Raw genomic sequence first — 19,524 nt, 5'->3', positions numbered from 1 at the left:
TTTAATCCTTGTTTTTTCTTCCTTTAATTCGATAATCATGGTTTATGTTTGTTTAATGCAACTTTGTTTTTCAGTTTATTTGTTCTGTATTAATTTTAAACAATTTATGATGTTAAAAAACATTCTAGAATTAAAAAATGTTCAAGAATTGAGCAAAAAACAGCAAAAAGCTGTAATTGGTAGTAGAAATCAAATCGATCCTCATTGCTGTCTGATTGCTGCGGATTTTTACATGGAAGGTATTCCTGATTATGCCCATCATTCAGCTCCAGGTTATTTGACATATGAAGAGAGACATGATCTCTGGACACAAGCTTTTGATGGATGTATGGATGGGCAATCTGCTCCATGTATTCCTGTAAATTATACTCCATAAATATGTGTTAAATTAACAGGGAATTATATTCTTCCTAAGCCTCCTTATTTCATGTAATACTTAAGGAGGCTAAAGTATAATATCATAAAAAGTATTTTGTATTATTTAAATATTACTTTCTTTCATAAAACAAAAAAACCGAAACAAAAGTTTCGGTTTTTTATTTCTATAAAGGATAACAACAATGTTCACGCGTACCATGTTGCGCATTAGAATGTGAATAACCACCTTTCATTTGTTTCGTATCAAAAGAAGAGATTGCCTTTTTGTTAAGCTTTAAAATTTTGACATTTTGCTTTTTCATAATAATTGTTTTAATAGATTAATAATGAAATGAAAGTATACAAATAAAGCTGTTGAAACGTACGTATTCTCACAAATGACACAAAAAATGGTACTTGTATATACACGGACTCTAATCTGATATAAAGATGCTAGGAGTTAGGTATTTTATTGAATTATATAGCTAAACTGATTTGATAGGATAAATTAGAATATTATATAAAACAAAAATGCTTCACCTTTCGGTAAAGCATTTAGTTAAGCGGAGAAAGAGGTAAGTGAACCTCTTTCGTAGTGCCTTTATTTATTACTGTTTCAGTCCTGTACCATTGTTGGGTCACCTAATAGGTCACCTTTTTACCTTGTAGTAAAGATAAGGAATTTACTTGATTAATCCTTGTACTTTACTGATTTCAAAGCCCATAAAGTCGCAAAATTCATCGATAGTAACTAACTGATGAGCTTCTTTGTTTAGGCGTTCTTTAATCGCTTTGATTATTGTTCTGCCATAACGCTCACTCTTGCCTGTTACCACTTGCACGTCTTTAGGGTAAATACAGATTCTACTCATTCACTTTTAATTTAAAATTAATACTCTAACTATACTTTATCTATACCGTAGCTATAAAGCACTTATATACAATATACGACTAATATCCCATTGAAAAAACTAACTAAATCGGAAGTTTTGGCAACTTATAAACACTACGGAAGCACTCTAATACATTGACAGTCAATAGCTCGTATATTTGGTATTCATCATCAAAAAATGTATTAGTTATGGCAAAATTGAAAGGTATTATTAAGTTAGAAGGAACGTTAGACAATCTAACTTTTTACAAAGCAAAAGAGGGTTATTTAGTAAAAACTAAAGGCGGTGTTTCTAAAGAGCGTATTCAAAATGACCCAGCATTTGAACGTACTCGTGAAAACGGTTCAGAATTTGGTAGTTCTGCATCATCTGGTAAGCTATTGAGAACATCAGTTAGAAACTTAATGATTAGAGCAAAAGACAATCGAGTTTCAAGTCGTGTTACTCAAAAAATGACACAAATTAAAAACTTTGATACAACCTCTATAAGAGGTCAAAGAAATGTTGCTACAGGATTAGCAACACCAGAAGGTAAAACCACTTTAAAAGGCTTGGATTTTAATAATAGAGCGTTATTAAGCTCTGTTTTATTCGCTCCATTTACTGTAGATGGTGCTACTGGCGAAATTACGATTCCAAATTTAACGCCTGCAAATGATATTGCCTATCCAAGTGGCGCAACACACGTAAGTTTAAGTTCAGCATTTCTAAAAGTTGACTTTGATACAACAGAAAACGCAATCGAATACAGTCCAACTGTAAATATTCCGATTGATTCAACGTCGGCAACACAAACACTAACTCCAGCAGGTGTGCCAACAGGTACAGGAAACGATATATTCGTTTTATTGGTAGAGTTCTTCCAAGAGATTAACGGTGTTCAGTATCCGCTTAAAAATGGCGCATATAATGTTTTAAACATCGTAGAAGTAGCATAGTTTCATTCTGACCTTTGAAGCTGAAAGAGTCCTATAATTTTTATTGTAGGGCTTTTTCTTTTGCCATAATTTTTTGAAGAAAAGAAAAAAGACAGCCAATGTTAAAGGTGGCGTGGATGATGCTGTCAAGGTTTTTGGGTAAAAGTTTTTACTCTAAAATCTTGATACTTTTACGAGTGCTTCATAAAAAAGTTTTATTCAAAACCCGTAGGGCTTGACCTTTACAGTATTGAGCGTTGGCTGAAGGAAGCTACCTATATTTGCTACCTTTTTTTATTTTCATACTTCACTATAAAAAATAGTATTATGGAAAATCCTTTTGAAATTATTAATGATAGATTAGATAGAATTGAAAAGTTATTACAAAATATCTATGCTACTAAAGATGCTAAAAACAAAGGTGTTATTATACCAGAAATAATGAATGTAAAAGAAGTTGCAAATTATTTAAGTATTACACCATCTGCAATATATAAATTGACAAGTGCAAAAGAAATACCTCATTCAAAACGTGGGAAACGATTATATTTTAATAAGGAAGAAATAAATGACTGGATAACAAAACACAAGCAATATACCAATGATGATATTGAACGTATGGCTTCTGATTATTTAATTAAAAATAGAAAACGCTTTTAGGGGAATTAACACTTAAAAAATTAGGTTTTAGTTTTTTATTTAGCGGTGGATGAGGCGTTTGTATAGGTAGCGTTTTAAATAGTTGATTGGTAAAACAGCATTTAAACAAGCTACTTATACAGGACTTTTAGACAATAGCTTTTTGTTTTTTGAGGTACGAGAAAAAGCAATATGCTATGGCGTATTACTACATATTCTAAACCTATTTTTTTATAACCGCTGACTTGGGTGGTGGGGAAAGTGGTCTTATATATTTGTTAACGAAATGAAGCCAACAAAGATTTGAGGTAAGGAATACTTGGACTTAACGATGATTTTGTGCAGTTGAATGAGATAGCGTCATTTTTTTTGAAGTTCCAATGTGAGCGTAGGATAAGCGGGTATTTTACATAATACCAGTTATAGCTACGAAAATATAAGAATACTGCTTTAGCAAACCCTTGAAAGGATTTTTGCTACTATAACTTGTATTATGTAACATAGCTTGGGTGAGTTTAGGGTTTTATGATAGAATAATAACAGAATAGCTTATTGCAGTTTGGTTTGATTTTATGAAAACCAAAGCTGTAATATGCTATTACCTTAAAGACAAAAAAAACGCTGAACTTGTTAGGTGAGCGGAACAACACAAAAGACAGAGGATTTTGAGGTACGAAAAAACTGGGTTTTGGGTTGTGGGGACTTATGATGTAAACCAATTAGATAGGTTTGTAATTAATTCTACTTTAGAAATAGATTGTACTTCTCTAAAAAACTTAATTTTAATACCATTATATTTTTCACCTACTTTATCACCATTTAGATATTGCCTAATAGTATTGTTATCTGCAATCCAATATTGCTCGCTATCTTCATGACCTAATATCCAACGCATATTTTCTTCAAAATAGGTAGTTTTGTCTTTTAAGACTTCTGGTTGAAAACCTGCTCCTTTACCTTGACCGAAACCTAACCTGCCGTGATTTTTTTTATGGTATTTAATTTCAATAAAATAAAGTTTAGGGCTAAGACCGTTTTTAGCAATTAAAACATCCACAGCTTTTTTAAAGTTGAATAACTTAAACTCTTTTTTACTTGCCAAAACTTCACTTAAAATGTCTTGACGTATATGATTTTCAAACTCTATTTCACCTGTAATATTTTGCATAGAGTAGTTTTAAAATATCTTTTTCATTATAACTATAAATTCAGATAAAGGCAAGCCATTTAACCATACACTTTCTTTTACTTTATATTTAATTTGCCCTTCTTCTATATCTACATCAATATCATTATTGCTCGTTCTTGTATTTGCCACTTGATTATCTAATTCATTAACTTTAGAAACCTCTTCAGTTAATAGTTCACCAATATTGGTGACAAACCTTACGTTAGATTTTATCTCATTTTTTATAGACTCTTTTACGTTACCTTCTTCATCTCTAAAATTTTCAAAATCTAAACTATGATTAAACACACATAACGCAAATTCACCTTTTTTATTAGTTGACAGTTGACCTTGTGCTTTTGTCATCCTAATATAATCTGTTCTCGTTGATTTCAATTCTATTGCGTATTTCTTTGTATCGTCATTTACAACCAAAAGGTTTTCTCTACCTGTTTTGTCATCAATAAAGTCATTTTCTAATTCAACAGCTTCAATAATATCAAAATCTCTACCCACAACTTCCTTTTTTATGTTTAGGTTTGACTGACTTAATTCTTCGTCTATTACTTGCTCAAAAATATCTTCAACTGTTAAACCAATATCCCTATTATTCTTAACTATTGTTTTCTCTATTCTTTTCTTTTTTATTTCTTCAATTAAAGCAGGGTCGTTAAAAAAACCTAACACTTCTTCTGGTGTAACTTGATTGTTATGACCTGCTGACAAAATAGAAGTATATGCTTTATCCCATTCAAATTTTTCTTCATCTGTTTTTGCATAGATATTTTTAGTTAAATCGCCTACGCTAACACCTATGATATTTAAAAATTTAGCTGTTTTTTCATCTTTAAGTTTTTCACTTAATAAATAACTTTTTTCAAAATAATCAGATAAATTATTTGATGTTGCCATTTCAGATTTATCTTTCCCAGTGTTTACCCAACGATTACTTTTAATACGTGCAACCCAAAATGAAGGGTATATACTTACAGATTGACCATAAATTTGTATTTGAACTTCTTCAAAAAGTTTTGTATCCTTTACTAAAACACATTCAGTTATAAACTCTAATAATTGACTGGTTCTTTTATTCGCTTTTCTTGAGTTGTTTAGTACAGATTTATCTTCTGAATAGAAAAATGGAATCTTGGAAACAATAACCTCTGGAATTATAATAGTAGAGTTTTCATCTTCACGTTCCCAAAACTCATCATCTAATTTTTTAGAAATTACCTTTTTTAAATCGTCTTGATTAAAGTTATGTTTTTCATAATATAGTGGTTGAGCATATATGAAACCATTTTCTTCTAATTCTTTAGTGTAATCTTTTATAATATTTTTGTAGTCATTATTGAGAATGAAGTCATCACTAAAAAGGTCTTTGTATTCTCTAAAAATATCTTCCCAATTTTCAATTGGTGCTAATACAGTATTCTTATTCGATAACCTATAAATACCCCTATTACCATCTATGTAATTTGCGTAGGATACAGGGAAGTTCTCAAGTTTATCTATTTTAGAATTAAACAACAACCAACTTAACATATCTTTTGAGGCTTTATACTCAGCTTCTGTAAAATGTTGGTCAATATCAATTACTTTGGCAAGTGTACGGTCAAATACCTCATCTTGAGACTTATGTGTTATGTTTGGAAATGAAAGCTCTATGTCAATTAAATTCTTTCTTATATCCTCATTTAGCAGTACTAAAATATCTTTTAACTTTTCATCAATACCAGCATCTGTATTTAAACTTGCTTCTTTTTTAACGAAACGTCCATTTTGATTAACTATAATAGCATAATTCTCAAATAAATGTGGCTGTTGAATGGATTTTATAATTGAATAATAATTATTAAGCCATATATAGGCTTTATCATAGTCATTATCAAAAAATGAACTTGTTAAGCTTTGTAGGTTTCCTTCACTTTCTATTTTTTTTGCTACGTCACTTAAAGTTATTTCAAACTTAAACTTATCAAATTCAAATTCATTCCAATAATTAATTATACCCAACCAATCTTTATGCAATTCTTTTTTAACTACCCGTTTAGGAAATAACACTTTAATTAATTGCCAGTAGTTATCATTTAATTCTTCGGATACATTTGTTGGAATAAAAGCAGTATTAAGAACTATAGGTATATCGTCATCATTCCTTAAAACTTTCTTCTCAAAAAACGTTTCAATCAAATTCTTTAATTGATTGTTAAACCAATCATTATCTACTTCCGGAATATTTATTTTACTTAATTCACAGAGAAAATGTACATTTAAAAAATCATTATCAATTAACCCATCAAGTAGCTGTACAAATAAGTCGAAAGCCTTTTTAAATATGGCCTTATTTTTATTGACATCATAAGTTTTAGCAACACTTAAATAAATCCCATCTCTCTCAGTTTTTGGACTAAAAGATAAACTGTTTATAATTGCAGGAAACTTAAATGAATCAGTTGTGACTAATGGAAAATCGTAATATATACAAGGTGTTTTCCTATTTATACGAAGCACTTTTTTATCTTTTACTTCAACATTAACAGATAATTTAATTTTTTCTTCTGCATTCTTTTCTCCATCCTCAGTATTATAATCAAATTCAACATCTGTTACAGATTCCAGTTTCAGGATAGATATATTTTCATCCTGAACTTTAATTTTATACTCCTTAATTGTTGACCCTGGGTTTAAAAGGACATCTCCTAAACGATTAATACTGAATATGTTTTCTTTATTTGCTATTAACAATTTACTTATTTCTTCACTTGAAGAAAGCACAAACGGTATTGTTAGATTTAATGTATTAATAACATTTTCTACAAGATTAGTGCGTGTTGGGTTTATACTATATGTAAATTGTGTATTATAAACCTGATTAGGGTTGTAAGGATAGTCAGAATTACCCTTAAAGTTTTTATAGGATTCCTCTAATGTTTTACGTAATTCATCACTATTATTTCCAGTTCTATCAAGTGTAAACTCAAAAGATTTGTCTTTTTCTAATAACTTACCTTTAATATCAACTTTTTTAGATAGTAGATGAGTTGTCATAAACCCAGTACCAAATTTTCCAGTCTTGGTTGGGTCTCCTTTTTTTGTTGAGCCGTGATAAATTAAGTGCAGTATTTCTTTTCGAGTAAATTCTTTACCTGTGTGTTTAAAAATTACTTCACTATTATTATATTCTAAAGTTACCTCAATAGTATTTGTGTCTTTAGCATCTTTTGCATTTTGTAATAACTCCCAGAACCATCTACTACCATTTTTATCTATTTCATTTTCTAAACTGCGTATGTGCTGGTAGATGAATTGTGCATTGTTTTCTACTAATACATCTTCTTTGTCCTCATCAATTGTGCTCATACGCTAATTATTTCAATTTCTTAATTGCTGGTTGTAATGCAGATTCAAATTTTGGTAAGTATTCAATTAAAAATCCACTCATTTTATCCCAATCAGCTTTATCAAATAAATTAACACCAGTTAGCTCATACTTAATTCGACTCATTTTATGTTCTGCCAATTCTTCCCATTCCAAAGGTTTACCGAAATCATTTTCAATACTATCTTTTTGATTTAATAGTTTTTTAAAGTATTTCTTGTTCTTCTCTTTGCTTGAAGATGTAATACCCAATTCAATTCTTGCGTATTTACTTGTTATTACAAAAGTGTAGTTTAAACCACTTATACCTGCTCCAGAACTTAACCAATGGTCTTTTGATGCATTTACATTGCCAAATAATTCTGTATCTACAATTTGAGGTAATAATTGCTTCCAAAACTCTCTACGTACTGCAAATCTATTTTGCGAATCTTTACTTTCTTTATCTTCATATTTTATAACTAATTCATCTTCAAGCTCAAATAGATTAAGTATTTTTTTTAGGCTACTAAACTTTGAATTACTATCTAAATTAGATTCTATAAAATAACCATTATCTAATTCTTGTGGTGTTCTAAAATCTTCGGCATTCCTTGTAATTTTAAAAATGTCTGTCGCTTCTAATAGTAGTTGTGGGTTCTTTTCATATAGTTTCTGAATTACATAAACATACATTTGAGATATTACCTCTTCATCTACTTTAGTATTTTCAAAAATGAAATACTCTAACTTCTTATGCGTTGGTGATTCTGCATTAAATATGTTTTGTGCTTCACTATTATCTGAAACAGGAATAGTTACATTAGGGTATTCCCAAATCTTTAAAAACCTATTGTAGATTAAATCAAAACGTTTATTGTAGTTGCTAATATCCCAATTATCTATTGATTTAAGATAATCATTCAGCCAAAGGCGACTAAAATTATAACCTTGTTCAGCACCTTGTCTGTTCATTGATTTTTTCTCTTGAAAAGACTTATTACTCAAAGCACCATTATTACCTGATAATGTTAGATTAGCTATTGTATTAACATACTTTTCTTTAAACTGAAAATAATCATCAGGTGTAATATCCTTATTCCAATCATCATTAGGATTTTGAGGAAAAATATGCTCAATAGTTATATTCTCATTAGATGTATCTACATATTCACGGTTATTAAAATTCTCTAATAACTCAAACATATAGTTCCTGTTTTTAGATTGGATATTGTATAAATCTTTATCTCTTAAAGCTGTTTTTAAATCTTCATCTGTTGGAAACTTTGCACTACCTCGTTTCTTTATTAAAGCTAGCGCTATGGAATCAAAATATTCTTCTGTATCTACTTCAGAATATAGAGTCATAAATATTTTATTTAAAGCATTGGTAGGTAAGCCTACAACAAACCTACGCCAAGTATAGGTCTGTATTAACTTTAATACTTTAAGTAATTCTTCATTTGTTATCAATCCATTTTCTGCATCTTCAAATACTTGCAATAGAAATGGAAATGCTACATTAATTTCAAGACGAGAAATATATTCTAATTCTCTTCTTATGTTATGTTCTTGAACTGTAGACGGATTAATAAACTTCTTATAGTGTGTAGAAAGCGATTTAATATTTTCTAACTCTTGATGATATGCTTCATCTTTTATGGTGTATAGCTTCTTGAACTCTATATACACCTTGTTTTTATTAGGTATTTTTTTATTACGTAGTGTTAGGTAGTCTCTTATGTAAGATGATACTAAAGATTTCTGTTTTGTTAAATCTCTTGCATTTTCTTCAATAGGGTTCCAAATTTGCTCAAATACTTTATGCTGATTTTTTGGGTCTAAATCCATTAGAATATAATTCCTAATTAAATCGGATTGTGATAAATCTAAACCTGTAGAGTTTAAACTCTCAAAAATACGTTGTGGGTCATCCTTACCACGTTCTAAAGATATTTCTACAAAAATGAGGCGTTTTAAGCCATTAAGTATCGTATTGAAGCTATCTTTAGTAATAGCCAATTTGAAAAAATTAAAGTTCTCAATTACATTAGAATAGTGTCCAAACTCATTTTCTGTACTATTCATTATCGCTTTAAATGCTAATGAATTGGTATCTGTTTGCTTTAACTTTAGTTTACTTGATTCTTGCTGAACGTATTGATTTACTAAAAACATATTGTGCAACATATCTGCTTCTTGTTGCATACCGTTATCTTTTGCAAAACGATATAATGCTACATATAAAATGTTGATAGTAGTCAACCTTTGTTGGCCATCAATTATAACTAACTCTTTAACCTCACTTGTACTATATGCACCCTCGTGAATAAAAACGATGCTACCAATAAAATGTGTGCCTCTATCTGCTGTTTCTACAGCTATTATATCGTTTAATAATTCCTTACATTCATTGTTTGTCCAATCGTAATTACGTTGATATACAGGTATTACAAATTGTACATTAGGTGCTTGTAAAAAATTTATAATTGGTAGTTCGTTTGCTTTCATATAGAATAAAGAATGGTCTTATTGGTTTGTATATTTTTTTTGAAATATCTTTTTATATATTTCTTACTCTGCTATCTATATAGCTCCATTCGTCATCTGTTATGCCCCAAAGTTTACATAATTGCTTATCCGTGTATGTACCTTGATATGTTTCTAAATCAGGAATAAATGCAAATACCTTTTTGGTAACGTGTTGAGAAATAACTCTCTGTAATAAAAGAAATCTTACGGTTTTTGTTAGGAGATAAGTTTTAAAAGATTGGACTTCTTTTTCTGTTTCAAATGCTCCTGCAATAATAAAAGACTCAGTACAACATTCCCCTGGTTTTGCTATACGAGTATTCCCGTCATAATAAAAGCCTATTGGTTTTGTAAAATCTGTTTGACCCGCAATTGGCGCAGGTGGAACTAATAATTTCCACTTATTTAAATAATTTCCACTATCAATTACATCTTCTTCATTAGCATATTTTAAACCTATTTTTTGAATGAACCAACAAGGAATACCTTTGTTTTTTGGTTTGTAATTTGTTGGAAGAGCAAATGGTTTTCTTGAAGAAACTCTATCAGCTAATGTATTATTTGATGCATTTAAGTTTTGTACTTTCTTTAAAATAGGAATTGCTTTATTGTCTCTAATTAAAATATCAAATGTATCTAAGTCTCTTGTGTCTGTACTTAACTCACCGTTTATATAATTTGTTATTTTAGTTTTTCCATTGTATTCTTTATCCCAAAGGAAATAACACAAACCACCTGCAATATCTACGTTTGTAAAGCAATCGTTAGAATTAGGATAATCAAATAATTTTGAAATGCCTTTATCATTAAGCATTGTTTCTCTAAATGTATCTAAACCTTTACCACCTGCATACCATCTTGCTGGCATAATTAAAGAGACATAATCAGGTTTAATACTTTTTGCGATGTCTACAAAGTGATGATATACTGGTTTTGCGCTTACGCTATTACCACCATCCATTACTTGATACGGTGGATTGCCAACTATTGCGTTAAATTTCATATCGTTATTGTTATTTGCTTTTCTGTAGGTTTTTCCTTTTCTAATTTTTTCGATGAATTTATCAGGTCTATCGGTTATTTGATGTACTAAATCTTCAAAGTAACGTGTGTTAACTGCTACATCTCTAAAGCCTACCAACGTGCGTTTAGTAATACTTTTTGCCATTGGTGTTTTACACAGTACATAAACATTATTTGCTACTACTTTATCCCAAATTTTATGTTGTTCTTTAACTGTTAGCTCATTATATTCTTTTTCAGGATAGGCTATTTTTATTGCATTTCTATATACACTATAAGCCATAAATAATGGATATAAGCCTGATTTTGAATTAATTTCAAGGATATAACTATCTGTATTGTATACCTCTTCTGTTACTTTATCTTGTTTTATATAGCGAGGTTCAAGTGTTGTGTTTTCAAATTTCTCATCAAAAAATACATAACCACCAAGACAATTACCTATATGCATATTAACTACTCTCCAAGGTGTTAATACGGTTTCTTTATCAGGGTTTTTAAATTTCCCAAATATTGCTGTAATGCGTTCTATGCGTTCATCTATAGTTAAACTATCTGTTGCTCTTGATAGCGCACGTATGCGTTTTCCTGCTGCTCTAAACACGTCTGGCTCATAGTATTTCTTGAATTTTTTAAATGTAGCTTTTGTTACGCCTTTAGGCATAAATTCTTCCCAAGATTGGTCGTCAACTAAGTCAGCAAAATTATCAATAGTTAATTCCCTTTCTTCATTCTTAATATCTGCGCCATAAATTAGAAGTGGCATACGAATAGAAATACCTCTAAGAATAGAAACCGCTGTATCTCTATTTTTCTTTTTCTCTTTTCGTTCGTCTAAAAGTCTTTTATCCTCTTCAGTTAGGTCTTCTTTTTTCTTTTTCTTGGCAGCTTCTAATTTTTCGTGTTCTTCATCTGTAAAACCTTGTTTATTTACATCTATCTCACTTGTTTTAGGCATTGCCTTTGTGCTACCAATAATCTTTTTAAGTCCATCAAATTCCTCTAATTCTACAGACTCCAGTTTCATTAATTGGTCGTTATTGTATAAGTGAGAATCTTCAAAACCATTACTTACTACACGCTCTATATATACTTTTTTAAGTTGTTCAAGCATTGTATTGACGTTATACTCTTTCATTTGAGTACCATCAGCAGAAATAATAGGACAAAAGTTGAGGAACTCGCCCATTATTTTACGGTCTTGGTCTGTTGTTTTACCTGCCTTGGCAGACATTTTAGCAGTTTCAGCAATAACTTTAAGTGTTCTATCTGGTGCAAAGTCGAATACAAAACATTCTTCCTTAACCTTACCATTTATGGTTGCAGGTGTTTGCACTCTAAAAATAGTTTGCATATAACTTGAAGCAGAAGTATTGTGAGAACCTGATAACATAAAAACAGCTGTCCACGCTTTTACAGAAACACCCGTTGTTAGACGACCACAGGATAAGGTTATTGTATATGTATCTTGTGGTTTATCTGTTATAGCATTTTCTACTTTTTTAAGTGCTTCTTCGTTAGCTTCTTCCTCATCTCCATCTCCAGCAACATTGACAATATTGAAGTGACTAAAAACTGGGTGTGATTTTAATAAGGCACTTAAAGCACGAGCTTCTTTAACACCAGGAACCATCCATAAAGAATGTCTAAAGTTATCTCTGTATTCCTCTGTAGCGAATGGGTAGTTACTTTCAGAATCACCTTTACAAATAAGATTTAGAAATTTCTCTACGTCCTTTTTATGTATAAAGTTGTCCGTTTCATCAACTCTAAAAAACTCTTTAAAATTAAAAGCAACATCTTCATCAACAAAATTATTAATAAGTTTCCCTAAATCATAAGTAAAAATATTCATCTTAGGTAGAGATGTATATGGGTTAGGGTCACCAAAGTGTATTTCGTCCCATTCGGCTTTTGCCTTTTGCTCCATTACATAATCCCAAGTGTAGATTTCCTCTTCTTTATAATCATCAATTAAATTAAATGGTGTACCTGATAAATGAAGAATTTTAGGATTATTGTTTTTTAGACCATTTAGCACATTTTTACCAAGGTCGGTTTGCGTTCCTTCGTGTGCTTCATCTACAATTATAAAATCCCAAGCAGCATCAAAAATCTCATCATTTTTATCAAAATTACCACCTACCGACTCAGAACCTCTTAGGTCTTGCATAGATGCAAAATAGATGTAATGAATATCTTCTTTTTTACTACGCTTTTCTAAAGAAAGAAACTCACCACCTTTATTTTTAGAGCCATAATGATACTCTTGTTTGTCATAAAATATTTTACCAAAATCTTCAAACCAACCAGAATCTACAACAGGTCTGTGCGTTAAAATTAATGTTCTTTTGAAATCGTGTTCTCTAATAACTTGTAAAGCTGAAAGCGTTTTACCAAAACGCATTTTAGCAAACCAGAGCATTTCATTACTCCTCTTAAACTGCTTTTTAGTTCTTGCAATAGCATCTTTCTGTTCAGGTCTAAATATTATAGGACTTTGATTAGTAGACACTTCACTTGCGTTTAAAGATGCTTTGCCTTCTTTTACAGCCTTGATTGCTTTTTTAACAGTTTCTAAATCCGTTATAAACCACTCATTAGCCTTGTTTTCAATATCAAAAACCTTTCTTTTAATACCAGACCTTATTAATACATTGTGAACTTCCGAATCGGAAAAAGAGCTAATTGTTCCGCTATTATTGTAAAGTGTAACTTCTGTATATAATAAATCGTAAGAGATACCAGCAGTTTGCGTGTATTGATTAATTCTTGTCTTAGCAGACTTATTAAGTAAACTACTATTTGGTTCAAGTCCCCAAATATCTCCACTATCTGAAGTAGCTTCGCCAACTTTTAAACAACCCAAATGTGCAGTATCGTTAATACGAAACACATATATTAATTTAAGTTTTAGTGATGATGTAAATTTCATTAATCTTAATTTTTTAATAGGTCTATAAATCTCATCTTCTTGCCTTTGCGCCCTGTTGTTTTATCTTTATTTGACCAGTCCTTTACTAAACAGTATATTCCATTATGCTTTTTGATATTATCCTTTTCACAACCAGCACAAGGGATGCACTTAATTTCTTCGATACCAAATAAGATTTCGGTGGTTGTACAATTTGTTTGGCAAGAATCAGGAATAACTCCTTTTATACCATCCATTTGCCAAACATTCCAAGATATTATATAAGCTATGTATTTTATTGACTTTAGCAATGGTTCTTTACCAAATTTCAACGTGTAGTTTTCAATAAATGTAAATAACATTGCTTCTCTTGCTAACAACAAACTATCTCCTTGCCATTCATAAGCATAAGTAGATTTAAAAGCATCTTGCGCAGCTTTTAACCATTCACCAGATGTATTTTCATTCTCATTAATCACTCTAAGTTTACGGTCTAATATTCCTATTCTTTCATTTACAGGGATAAATGCTCCTGTAGTTGTATCATAACGACTTGTTATATAAGGTGCTTCACCACAAGCCATTTCAAGACGTTTATCTCGTATATAATCTTTCCACTTTTTATTTTTTGGAAAAGTTATTTTTTGTGGATTTACCTCCCAAACCCAACTACCATTATCAAGCTCTATTTCTTTATTAAAAACGTTTTGTTTCTCGAACCAAGAATTATCAATAAGATTATTTTGTGCATTACAAATCCAAGATGGTGTAAATACTTCCGCCATATTTCTTGCTCTTGATTGTTGCAAGATTTTATCCTTTTGTACTCTTGGCATAATTACATTTCCATTATGACCTGTAATAGATTCAGGACTAATTTCAGATTTGTAATTATACGATTGACCTAAGTCGCTATAGTTATTAGTAGCCCATAAAATATTGCGTTGAGTTGTATGGTCTCGTAAAAGAACATCCAAAACATCAGGATATTTTTCAAGAATTTCATTTTCTAATATGTCTACTTGTGCGTACACTTAATACTATTGTTTTTGCGTAACTAATAATTCTTTTGCATCTATTTTAAGTATTGAAGCAATCTCGTATAGGGTTTCTAAACTTGGCTGTGTACGATTCTGCACATAACCATTTACAGTATTGAAACTCTTACCTAATCGCTCAGCAAGCCATACCTGCTTAACTCCTCGTTCTTCGAGGACTTCTTTAATACGGTTCATAGGGAATTATTTTGAATGTTAAATATAGTATTTACTTTGTATTAATACATCGTAATACGTTATATATTTATAATAAATATGAATGTAGGTGATTATGTGTTAAGCGACAACCTTTGCTTTCTCCTTTAAAGTTTCAAGATGCTTCACCATATTGCTCTTACACCATTCCTCTGGCTCTAATTTAGGTGGGTGACCTATCGCTTTGGTTAATTCCTCTGTCATTATAGCCTCAACTACATCTACATATTCTGCTGTGGTAGAAATACTATCGTGTATTGTATATATTGGTGCATCTGGATATTCTATAGAAATACGTTTTGCTATAACATCTATCATTAAGTAACTCTCAATACTCTGCAACAATCTTGGAAGTAGTGATTTGTCTTTACTCTTAATCTGTCTAAACACCTCATACACGTATGGGAACATCTCCTTAAACATTTTCTTTGGTTTTGCATCCTCTTGCCCCAAGAATCTATTATCTGTAAATAGCACTTGGAATACTGCTGTTTTAACCTCTTTGCGGTTAGCAAATGTTTCTCCCAATCGCTGACTAAACTGCTGTTCTAAAAACTCATAAAGTGTACCACTCACCACAAGGTTTATATACTGACTAAACTCATTATTCATAAGGGTTTTATCAATATCTCCTAACATAATGTAAGAATCAGTATCGTGTATTTTGATATGTGATATATTCAATCTATCATCAATCCTACCATCAATCTCATAATTATTATCATTTATATTATTAAAAGAAGAAAATAATGACTTTTTGGGCTCGTCAAACGTGATTGATAACTCTTTTGGTGCATTTGGCTCATTTTTTTGCTCAATCCAGAACGAGCGACTCAACAATATGGTGCTTAAATATGGTTGGCTATTTTTAATATCAATCGAAATTAATTTTTGGCCATCATACGTTACTGCATTTCTGATAACGCTTCGCATATTAGTAAGGTTGGAATGAAAGCGATATACATTATCATCGTGCAACAAATAATAATCTTGACGACTTATTTTTTCTGCGCTAATTTTTGCGTGGTTTAATTGGTCAATCGGTCTTTTATATTTGACTTCGACTTTGCCATAATTATTAACCTTTTTGGATTGCCACAAAGATTTGTTGTCTTTCTTCAACGCATACTCTTCTGCTAAAAACTTGTTGACGTAATCAATATCAATTTCTAATTTTTCATCAAACCATTTGGTTAGATAGTTTAGATGTTTTACTGAAACTGCTCTATTATTACGCTCCACTTTTAGTTTCCTATGAAATGTTTGGTCGCTAATAGAATGAATAGCTACTTCGCATCTGTATTTTTCAGTAAGTCTAAACCCTTTTGATTTTGAGCCAACAAAATATTGATTATCCGTTTCTATAATTTTTGCAACATTGATAAGATAGTTTAAGTACTCTTTATAATTAGAGATTTTGTCCTGCAAGATTTTTGCACTTATAGATACAAAGTCATCATACATTAAATCTTTGTTGTAGAGTGTAAGCGCATTTATTAAGTGAATAACATATAGTAGCTTATCTCTTTTGTGTTTGTATTTCTTAAAATTAGGTGGGTAATCATAGACAATTTGGTCTATGTCTAAATTCTCTGGTATGTATAATCTCATTAAGCACTTTTGTTTTGGGTTAAAATTCTAACTACATCGTCATACTCATAGTACATTGTTTTACCCATTTTGGTAAAGGGTAGTGTACCATTGATTCGTAAATTCTGCAAAGTACCTGGTGATATATTTAATAGCTCACGTACGTCTGCTGATTTTAACCACTTTTTTTGCTCTGTTTGGCTTCCTAAAATTGTCTTAAGTTCTGTAATGATTTCTTGTTTTAGAGTCTTTAAATCATCCTTTGTAATTACTTCAAATGTCATTCTGTATAAAAAAATATTAATAGGTATTAACTACCTGATTTCTAACATACAATATACGCCAAAATCACCTTTTTTAAATGAAAAGTTATTGAGAGTTATTAACGAAACAGCAACATTTATAAACGAAAAAACCCTTGAATTTACAAGGGCTTAAGCATATACTTATGTTCTTTGTTTATATGTGTTAATTAGCGATTCTTTTGGAAGCATCATTATTAGTTTTATTAGCAAACTTTTGTTTTAAAATTGCCATATCATCGCTTACTTTTCTATCCAATATTTTAGCATAGTGTTGTGTCGTTTTTAGTGATTTATGACCTAACATCTTGCTTACAGATTCCATTGGCACACCATTAGAAAGTGTTACTGTAGTTGCAAAGGTATGACGAGCTAAATGGGTGGTTAAGTTTTTATTGATACCACACAAGTCTGCTATTTCTTTTAAATAGGCATTAGACTTTTGATTGCTTAATACAGGAAGTAATACATCTTTTGTAACTGCCTCTGGGTGGTTCTCATATTTCTTGATGATTTCTAAAGCTGTTGGAAGCAGGGGAATGTTACTGCGTGTATCTGTTTTAGTACGTTTTACTTTTATCCATTTATCGCCATCTATACCAAATACCAAATTATCATTAGTAAGTTTCTTAACGTCACTATATGCTAAACCTGTGAAGCAACAGAATACAAAAATGTCTCTCACTTGCTCTAAACGATTAGTGTGTAACTCTTTTTCGAGCATTGTTTGTATTTCTTCTTCTGAAAGGAATTGACGTTCCACTTCTTTTAAACGAACTTTATAATTAAGAAATGGGTCTCTTTTTATCCAATTATTGGCGATTGCAATACGTACTATTTTCTTGAAGTTCTTAATATATTTTATAGTACTGTTATGACCGCAGTTTCTAACTGATTTTAAGTAAAACTCAAAGTCTGTAATAAATTGATGGTCTATTCTTTTAATGTTTATATCGCTTATTCTGTATTGGTACTTTATAAACTGATGTAGATGTTTACGTACTGTTTTATAGCGTTCTAAAGTACCTGGTGCAAATTCTCTACCAAGTAATTTCTCTACTTGCTTATTGTGATTATCAAAGATGGTTAAAAGTGTTCTTTCCTTGTCTTCAATACCTAAAACCTTGTTTTTTAGAGTTTGAGCAGTTACATCTTTATCATCTTGAATCAAGTCTCTTTGACTTTGATATACTTTTGTCGTTAGTGAATCTAAATAGGCGTTAAGCTCTCGTATATCTTCTGTTCTTCCAATAGCTTTATTGGCTTGATTGCTCCATTTTGCAATCTCAATTGTACGCTTTGTACTAATCTCTGTACGCTTACCATTTATGGTAATACGTAGATAAATAGGGCATTTGCCCTGTGCATCTACTTTACTCTTTTTTAAGTAGAATAATAATCCAAATGTTTTGTTCATTCTGGTGACCTTTAATTATACATTAATTTACAAAATATTGAGGTCTTTTAATTGATTTATATTGCTGATTTATAAACAGTTATAAGTAATTAGGTGACCTAATTAAGGTTTAAAAAAGGTCACCGAATAGGTCACCAACAGAATGGTTTTTAATACACTTTTTGATGTTTTGGGATAAATAAAAAGTCCCGTAAACATAGTGTTTACAGGACTTTGATAGAAATTGAATAAATTTCAGCGGAGAAAGAGGGATTCGAACCCCCGGACCTGTGACAGTCGCTAGTTTTCAAGACTAGTGCATTCGACCACTCTGCCATTTCTCCTGAGTGCCTCATCAGGTATTCCCTGAATGCGGATGCAAATATAGAAACCTTTTTTAAAATTGAAAACAAAAAAGAGACTTTTTTAAGAAAAAAATCAAAAAAAATCCACAACACTTTTTTAATGTATTGTGGATGTTATAGTTATCCTATATTGGGCATTCGTTAATAGAGAGTATACACCAAGTATCTGTACATCTACAACTATTTCCTTGTGTTACGGTACAACAAGCTGTCCAATATGTGCGTCCACCTTTAACTTCTTCTTGCTGTAAATTAGAAACTGATTTCTTGTTTAAGGATAATCCTTTTAAATTTTGTTTTTTCATTTTTATAAAATATTGGTTATGAGTATAATACTACAAAAAATAAAGCGAAAAACATAATTTTAAGAAAAGGTATTCTAGTATATGTGTTTGATTATGTGATACTTATTGGGTTTTTGTTATCGTCAATAGCAACAAATGTAAAGAAACCTGTTACTGCTTTTTTCCGTCCATCTTTATACATATTTTCTCTAAAAATATCTACTTGTACCACACAACTAGTATTTCCAACTTTTACTACTTTTGCAACAAGTTCTACTAAGGTTCCTTGTGGAATAGGCTCTGTAAAATCAATCTTATCTGTAGAAACAGTTACAACTTTCTTTCGACTAAATCGAGTAGCGCAAATAAAGGACGCCTCGTCCATTAATTGCAATGCTGTTCCACCAAAAAGTGTATCGTAATGATTGGTAGTATTTGGGAAAACAGCTTTAAATATATGAGTTTCAGAACTTTCAATGCGACTTAATGTATGTGCGTCCATGAGGATTGTATTTTATTTATAAGGCAAT

General features: G+C 30.8%; 16 protein-coding genes and 1 tRNA gene. 3 read left to right on the top strand and 14 right to left on the bottom strand.

The window, feature by feature from the left end:
• Positions 1 to 106 precede the first annotated feature (106 nt).
• A complete protein-coding gene (locus ACUUYC_RS22780; protein ID WP_474269692.1) occupies positions 107 to 376 on the top strand; it encodes a hypothetical protein in 270 nt (89 codons plus the stop codon).
• A gap of 166 nt (positions 377 to 542) precedes the next feature.
• Here the strand turns inward: ACUUYC_RS22780 and ACUUYC_RS22775 are convergent, their stop codons facing one another.
• Both ACUUYC_RS22775 and ACUUYC_RS22770 read right to left on the bottom strand, forming a co-directional pair.
• Positions 543 to 680, bottom strand: coding sequence for a hypothetical protein (locus ACUUYC_RS22775; protein ID WP_474269690.1), 138 nt, complete (start codon positions 678 to 680; stop codon positions 543 to 545).
• A gap of 360 nt (positions 681 to 1,040) precedes the next feature.
• A complete protein-coding gene (locus ACUUYC_RS22770) occupies positions 1,041 to 1,229 on the bottom strand; it encodes a hypothetical protein (RefSeq protein ID WP_035325018.1) in 189 nt (62 codons plus the stop codon).
• A gap of 209 nt (positions 1,230 to 1,438) precedes the next feature.
• On the opposite strand from ACUUYC_RS22770, the gene ACUUYC_RS22765 reads away from it, so the two are divergent.
• Together ACUUYC_RS22765 and ACUUYC_RS22760 are read left to right on the top strand one after the other, a co-directional pair.
• Complete coding sequence (locus ACUUYC_RS22765; protein WP_474269688.1) at positions 1,439 to 2,188, top strand: hypothetical protein; 750 nt, start codon at positions 1,439 to 1,441, stop codon at positions 2,186 to 2,188.
• A 306-nt stretch (positions 2,189 to 2,494) separates the two neighbouring features.
• On the top strand, positions 2,495 to 2,827 hold the full coding sequence (locus tag ACUUYC_RS22760) for a helix-turn-helix domain-containing protein (protein ID WP_474269686.1): 333 nt from the start codon (positions 2,495 to 2,497) through the stop codon (positions 2,825 to 2,827).
• A gap of 682 nt (positions 2,828 to 3,509) precedes the next feature.
• Here ACUUYC_RS22760 and ACUUYC_RS22755 read toward each other — a convergent pair.
• The 12 genes from ACUUYC_RS22755 to ACUUYC_RS22700 form a co-directional block, all read right to left on the bottom strand.
• The gene (locus ACUUYC_RS22755) at positions 3,510 to 3,974 is read right to left on the bottom strand and encodes a hypothetical protein (RefSeq protein ID WP_474269684.1); all 465 of its coding nucleotides are present in this window, start codon (positions 3,972 to 3,974) and stop codon (positions 3,510 to 3,512) included.
• A 9-nt stretch (positions 3,975 to 3,983) separates the two neighbouring features.
• On the bottom strand, positions 3,984 to 7,337 hold the full coding sequence (locus ACUUYC_RS22750) for a sacsin N-terminal ATP-binding-like domain-containing protein (RefSeq protein WP_474269682.1): 3,354 nt from the start codon (positions 7,335 to 7,337) through the stop codon (positions 3,984 to 3,986).
• Between the two features lie 7 nt (positions 7,338 to 7,344).
• Positions 7,345 to 9,846 carry a DUF4268 domain-containing protein gene (locus tag ACUUYC_RS22745; RefSeq protein ID WP_474269680.1) on the bottom strand — a complete coding sequence of 834 codons (2,502 nt, stop codon included), beginning with the start codon at positions 9,844 to 9,846 and terminating at the stop codon, positions 7,345 to 7,347.
• Between the two features lie 52 nt (positions 9,847 to 9,898).
• Entirely contained in the window at positions 9,899 to 13,825 is a 3,927-nt protein-coding gene (locus ACUUYC_RS22740; protein ID WP_474269678.1) for an Eco57I restriction-modification methylase domain-containing protein, read from the bottom strand.
• A 5-nt stretch (positions 13,826 to 13,830) separates the two neighbouring features.
• Entirely contained in the window at positions 13,831 to 14,838 is a 1,008-nt protein-coding gene (locus tag ACUUYC_RS22735) for a restriction endonuclease subunit M (RefSeq protein WP_474269676.1), read from the bottom strand.
• A gap of 6 nt (positions 14,839 to 14,844) precedes the next feature.
• Entirely contained in the window at positions 14,845 to 15,039 is a 195-nt protein-coding gene (locus tag ACUUYC_RS22730) for a helix-turn-helix domain-containing protein (protein ID WP_474269674.1), read from the bottom strand.
• 99 nt (positions 15,040 to 15,138) lie between these two features.
• Complete coding sequence (locus tag ACUUYC_RS22725; RefSeq protein WP_474269672.1) at positions 15,139 to 16,668, bottom strand: hypothetical protein; 1,530 nt, start codon at positions 16,666 to 16,668, stop codon at positions 15,139 to 15,141.
• Positions 16,668 to 16,931: a helix-turn-helix domain-containing protein gene (locus tag ACUUYC_RS22720; protein ID WP_035325026.1), complete on the bottom strand. Its 264-nt coding sequence runs from the start codon at positions 16,929 to 16,931 to the stop codon at positions 16,668 to 16,670. The genes ACUUYC_RS22725 and ACUUYC_RS22720 overlap by 1 nt, the downstream gene beginning before the upstream one ends.
• A gap of 184 nt (positions 16,932 to 17,115) precedes the next feature.
• Positions 17,116 to 18,366 (bottom strand): site-specific integrase, encoded by a 1,251-nt coding sequence (locus tag ACUUYC_RS22715; protein WP_474269670.1) that lies wholly within the window; start codon positions 18,364 to 18,366, stop codon positions 17,116 to 17,118.
• A gap of 238 nt (positions 18,367 to 18,604) precedes the next feature.
• A tRNA-Ser gene (locus ACUUYC_RS22710) sits at positions 18,605 to 18,689 on the bottom strand.
• A 146-nt stretch (positions 18,690 to 18,835) separates the two neighbouring features.
• The gene (locus ACUUYC_RS22705; protein ID WP_474269668.1) at positions 18,836 to 19,015 is read right to left on the bottom strand and encodes a hypothetical protein; all 180 of its coding nucleotides are present in this window, start codon (positions 19,013 to 19,015) and stop codon (positions 18,836 to 18,838) included.
• Positions 19,016 to 19,106: 91 nt separating this feature from the next.
• Entirely contained in the window at positions 19,107 to 19,496 is a 390-nt protein-coding gene (locus tag ACUUYC_RS22700) for an acyl-CoA thioesterase (protein ID WP_474269666.1), read from the bottom strand.
• Positions 19,497 to 19,524: the final 28 nt, after the last annotated feature.

The sequence above is a fragment of the Kordia sp. E genome (assembly GCF_056033805.1).
Note: the sequence above shows the minus strand (reverse complement) of the source record. Positions and strands in the feature narration are given on the sequence as shown.

Bases quoted from the DNA above. Each gene is read 5' to 3' on its own strand.
- ACUUYC_RS22730 (WP_474269674.1), bottom strand. From the start codon at position 15,039: ATGAACCGTATTAAAGAAGTCCTCGAAGAACGAGGAGTTAAGCAGGTA.
- ACUUYC_RS22705 (WP_474269668.1), bottom strand. From the start codon at position 19,015: ATGAAAAAACAAAATTTAAAAGGATTATCCTTAAACAAGAAATCAGTT.
- ACUUYC_RS22760 (WP_474269686.1), top strand. From the start codon at position 2,495: ATGGAAAATCCTTTTGAAATTATTAATGATAGATTAGATAGAATTGAA.
- ACUUYC_RS22750 (WP_474269682.1), bottom strand. From the start codon at position 7,337: ATGAGCACAATTGATGAGGACAAAGAAGATGTATTAGTAGAAAACAAT.
- ACUUYC_RS22765 (WP_474269688.1), top strand. From the start codon at position 1,439: ATGGCAAAATTGAAAGGTATTATTAAGTTAGAAGGAACGTTAGACAAT.
- ACUUYC_RS22775 (WP_474269690.1), bottom strand. From the start codon at position 680: ATGAAAAAGCAAAATGTCAAAATTTTAAAGCTTAACAAAAAGGCAATC.
- ACUUYC_RS22725 (WP_474269672.1), bottom strand. From the start codon at position 16,668: ATGAGATTATACATACCAGAGAATTTAGACATAGACCAAATTGTCTAT.
- ACUUYC_RS22715 (WP_474269670.1), bottom strand. From the start codon at position 18,366: ATGAACAAAACATTTGGATTATTATTCTACTTAAAAAAGAGTAAAGTA.
- ACUUYC_RS22700 (WP_474269666.1), bottom strand. From the start codon at position 19,496: ATGGACGCACATACATTAAGTCGCATTGAAAGTTCTGAAACTCATATA.
- ACUUYC_RS22780 (WP_474269692.1), top strand. From the start codon at position 107: ATGATGTTAAAAAACATTCTAGAATTAAAAAATGTTCAAGAATTGAGC.
- ACUUYC_RS22770 (WP_035325018.1), bottom strand. From the start codon at position 1,229: ATGAGTAGAATCTGTATTTACCCTAAAGACGTGCAAGTGGTAACAGGC.
- ACUUYC_RS22745 (WP_474269680.1), bottom strand. From the start codon at position 9,846: ATGAAAGCAAACGAACTACCAATTATAAATTTTTTACAAGCACCTAAT.
- ACUUYC_RS22720 (WP_035325026.1), bottom strand. From the start codon at position 16,931: ATGACATTTGAAGTAATTACAAAGGATGATTTAAAGACTCTAAAACAA.
- ACUUYC_RS22755 (WP_474269684.1), bottom strand. From the start codon at position 3,974: ATGCAAAATATTACAGGTGAAATAGAGTTTGAAAATCATATACGTCAA.
- ACUUYC_RS22740 (WP_474269678.1), bottom strand. From the start codon at position 13,825: ATGAAATTTACATCATCACTAAAACTTAAATTAATATATGTGTTTCGT.